Origin of the sequence: Geobacillus sp. WSUCF1 (assembly GCF_000422025.1) — a bacterium.
Classification (GTDB): Bacteria; Bacillota; Bacilli; order Bacillales; family Anoxybacillaceae; genus Geobacillus; species Geobacillus zalihae.
Genome location: NZ_ATCO01000080.1, coordinates 1 through 3612, shown reverse-complemented (window position 1 = coordinate 3612; position 3612 = coordinate 1). Strand labels below are relative to the sequence as shown.

Sequence of the window (3612 nt, the reverse complement as noted above, 5' to 3'; positions counted from 1 at the left end):
CCCCCCGCTGCCTGACCAGCTTGAAGCGCCTTTAGCAATCGCTCGGCGAGCGGACCTTTTGTCTGCTCAAACGCCCTTCCCATTGCCAGCACCGTTTCCTCGCCTGCTAAAATATTGCCTTGAGCCGCATAGTTCGGCCCGGTGATGCCCCCGGCCCACGGGTAACATTTTTTCCCGGTGAACGTCGCCGCCCGTCCTTTCGCATCCACGATGCCGACTTGGCGCAAATCGCGCTCACTGTCATCGGCAACGAGCAACTCAAGCGCTTCTTGCGCCGATTTCCCTTTTGCCATCCATTCGAGGCCGCGCGGTCCGTACGACGTGTTGGCGTACGATTGCGTCGCCACCGCTCCGACGCCCGCTTTCGCCCACGGAACAACCGCACCAACGCCTAAAAATTTCGATTGAACAGCGATGCCAAGCTCCCCGGTCGCCGGATCGAACGCGACGATCGAAAACGTCGCGACAACATCTTTCGGAATGCGTTTCATTTTCTTACCCTCCACGCTACTTCCATTTTTTTATTCTCCTTATATTTCTCCTCTTCCCTCCCATCTTCCTCCCTCTTTCAAAAAATAGCGGGGGAAACAGCCGTTGCCCGGCCGTCTCCCCCCGCATGCCCATCATCCGCCTAGCACCATGTTGCCCCGACGATAATGAGCAAAATAAACAAAACGACAATCAGCACGAAGCCGTAGCCGTAGCCGCCATAACCCGGGTAGCCGAAGCCAAAGCCGCCCCAGCCGCCATAAAAGCCGCATGTCATATTCGTCACCTCCTTGCTAGCAAGTAGGGTTCGTTAGTACACCCAACCACCGACACATGCACATCCGACAATAATCAACAAGATGAACAGAACGACGATCAACGCGAATCCGCCGCCGTAAGCTGCACCCATTTGCCAGCACCTCCTTCGTTTTTGTACTAGTAGACTATTCAGAAGCCGAGGAAATGGTTAGATGTTTCAGCAAAAATGGGTATTTGCCGCAGAAATGGAAAAAAAGCGGCCCGTCCTCGGACCGCTGCTACGCCTCGAGCGAGCTTCGCTTCCATTTTTTCCGCCCTGACGCCTGCTTGATTTGAACAGCAGAAAACAAAATAAGCGCCGCCCAGATGCAGCTAAACGCATAAAAATGCGCTTTCGTAAACGGCTCGCCGAACAAAAAGACGCCAAGGAGAAGCTGATCGTCGGCGAAATGTATTGCAAAAAACCAAGTGTTGTCATCGACACACGCTTCGCCCCTTTGGCGAAATACAAAAGCGGCACGGCCGTCGCTGGCCCGGCTCCAGCCAACAGCGCCCATTGCCACCATTCGGCCGTCTTGACGAGGGCTGGCGTTTCGTTGTACACCCATAATAAGTAAACGGCTGAAAGCGGCATGACGGCCATTGTTTCAAGCGTCAAGCCAATGGACGAGTCAACGCTGGCCAGTTTTTTCACTAAGCCGTAAAACCCGAACGTCAATGCGAGCGATATGGCGACCCACGGAAACGCGCCATATTCCGCCGTCATCGCCGCCACGCCGGCGGCGGCCAGAAGAACAGCGGTCCACTGCCCTACGCTCAGCCGCTCGCGCAGTACGATCGTCCCAAGCGCCACACTGACAAGCGGGTTGATATAATAGCCGAGGCTCGTTTCAACAACATGATGATGATTCACCGCCCATATGTAGACAAACCAGTTGGCGCTGATGAGCACGGCAGCAGCGGCGATCCCCCATGCCTTAGCCGGCCGACGGCGCATCGCCCGAAGCTCCCGGCGGAAGGCGTCAGGCTGCCCAGTCGCTGCCAAAAGGATGGCCATAAACACGAACGACCAAACGATGCGGTGCGCCAAAATCTCAAGCGCCGGGCGCGCCTCTAGCAGCTTCCAGTAAAGCGGCAATACTCCCCACAGCAAGTACGAAGCAGCGGTATACAAGATGCCTTGCTTTTCTTCGCTCCAATGCCCCACGTCGTCTTCTCCTTTTCCATGATTATTTCTGTTCCATTATACCGCCGCCGCTTCACTTTATCCATCAAAACACTCACCCGCATCGCTCGACGCGGTTGCCCAATGGAGAAGGGGCGCAGCTGAATATGAGCACCCGCCCCCCCCTTCGCGGCCCGTTTGACCGCCGCCCTTTCTTATTTTTTCGCTCATCAAGCGACACAGGCACAGCCAACAATAATCAGTAAAATGAACAGGACGATGACGACCGTATAACCGCTGTTGACAAAACCGCTCACGGCGGGCACCTCCTTCATCGGTTCACAGGGCCATCATATGCGCCCGCCCGCCCAAACGGCCAGGCGAATGCCCAAATTTCTAGAAGATTGGTGAAAAACGCGTTTTCTTTAAAAAGATGGGGCAGCGAACGAACGGAAGAGTTGTTGATCCATTGGCGAAAGCTCCTTGCTGGAGCGTTTTCTCCGTTACATCACCGACCTTCCAGAAAAACGCCTATTTTTCTTTCGTCCCTGTCTCTCCCCACCAGCCTTTTCGCTTAAAATAGAGGGCGATGAGCATCGCAACAGTTGCCATGAGCAACAAGGCAAACGGGTAGCCGTATCTCCATTTCAGCTCTGGCATAAACGCAAAATTCATGCCGTATACACCGGCGATAAACGTCATCGGCAAAAATATGACGCTCACCAATGTCAATGTCTTCATAATGACATTCATATGATCTGATTTGAGCGACAGTTGCAAATCGAAAATGGCGGACAATGATTCCTTAAACGCGTCGAGCGCGGCGGGCACGCGCGAGAATCGCGACGCCACTTCCTCGATATACGGATTCGTCTCTTGGTTGATATACGGCAAATCAGCGTGGCGGATCATTTTGATCGCTTCTTCCTGCGCCTCGGCGATTTGGCGCAGCTCATGAAGATGTGTTTTCATCCGATAAATCTCGCGCCCGATTTCGTTGGCAAACGGGGTCGCAAACACTTGCCGTTCAAGCGTCTGAATGCGGTCAGCGATCTGATCGATGACTTGCAAAAAACGGATGGCGGCCAAGTCTAAAAAGTGATACAGCACGTACCCAGGATACAGCGCCTGACCGCGATGATTCAACAAACGTTCTTTCACGTGATCAACAAGCGGATCGTTTTCATCCATATAGCTGATCATATATTGGCTGCCGGCCAGCAAACGAACGTTCACTGTCCGGCCAGACGGACGAACGATAAACAGCGATAAGAAGAAACATCCTTCGTATTCGTCAAACGTGGGAATATCTGTCCCATTCATCAGCCGCTGTTGGGCGAGAGGGTGAATGGACAGCGAAGAAAGAAGCTGCTCCAAATCCGGCTTGGCGGCGGCGGTGAAATGAAGCCAACACGACTGGCTGCCTGCCGGCGCATGGCGTTTGTACGTTCCGTCAACCGTCAAACGAAAGTTATGCTCGATCGCCATAGACTGACGTCCTTTCCATGCAAACGATTTTAATTGTATTGTTTGCTGTTTGCCGCAAAACTACTCCCCTCCCGCCGCCAAAAACAAGTCAGCGGCAACGGTTTGGCCGCATCCGCTCGCTGTTGGCGATAAGCAGCTTCTCCCGGCTGCATCCCGCCTGCAAAGCGTCACATCCCGACAAGTCATTCGCTGTCTATATAGATGCAACGAAA

The 3612-nt window shown here is 53.8% G+C and carries 5 protein-coding genes and 1 pseudogene; all 6 read right to left on the bottom strand.

Annotation, left to right across the window (positions count from 1 at the left end; genetic code table 11):
• A partial coding sequence (locus tag I656_RS07765) for a DUF1028 domain-containing protein (RefSeq protein WP_020755130.1) occupies window positions 1–491 on the bottom strand: 491 nt, incomplete at its 3' end.
• 140 nt (window positions 492–631) lie between these two features.
• Window positions 632–766 carry a YjcZ family sporulation protein gene (locus I656_RS17940; RefSeq protein ID WP_081212792.1) on the bottom strand — a complete coding sequence of 45 codons (135 nt, stop codon included), beginning with the start codon at window positions 764–766 and terminating at the stop codon, window positions 632–634.
• Between the two features lie 33 nt (window positions 767–799).
• Window positions 800–898, bottom strand: coding sequence for a YjcZ family sporulation protein (locus I656_RS17935; RefSeq protein WP_013145429.1), 99 nt, complete (start codon window positions 896–898; stop codon window positions 800–802).
• A gap of 127 nt (window positions 899–1025) precedes the next feature.
• Window positions 1026–1954, bottom strand: a pseudogene (rarD, locus tag I656_RS07770) (EamA family transporter RarD).
• Window positions 1955–2142: 188 nt separating this feature from the next.
• Window positions 2143–2247 carry a YjcZ family sporulation protein gene (locus I656_RS17930; RefSeq protein ID WP_013145431.1) on the bottom strand — a complete coding sequence of 35 codons (105 nt, stop codon included), beginning with the start codon at window positions 2245–2247 and terminating at the stop codon, window positions 2143–2145.
• A gap of 196 nt (window positions 2248–2443) precedes the next feature.
• Window positions 2444–3400 (bottom strand): magnesium/cobalt transporter CorA, encoded by a 957-nt coding sequence (corA, locus tag I656_RS07775; RefSeq protein ID WP_013523676.1) that lies wholly within the window; start codon window positions 3398–3400, stop codon window positions 2444–2446.
• Window positions 3401–3612: the final 212 nt, after the last annotated feature.

Excerpts from the sequence above, each read along its gene's own strand:
- I656_RS17930 (WP_013145431.1), bottom strand. The coding sequence starts at position 2,247 with ATGAAGGAGGTGCCCGCCGTGAGCGGTTTTGTCAACAGCGGTTATACG.
- I656_RS17935 (WP_013145429.1), bottom strand. The coding sequence starts at position 898 with ATGGGTGCAGCTTACGGCGGCGGATTCGCGTTGATCGTCGTTCTGTTC.
- corA (WP_013523676.1), bottom strand. The coding sequence starts at position 3,400 with ATGGCGATCGAGCATAACTTTCGTTTGACGGTTGACGGAACGTACAAA.
- I656_RS17940 (WP_081212792.1), bottom strand. The coding sequence starts at position 766 with ATGACATGCGGCTTTTATGGCGGCTGGGGCGGCTTTGGCTTCGGCTAC.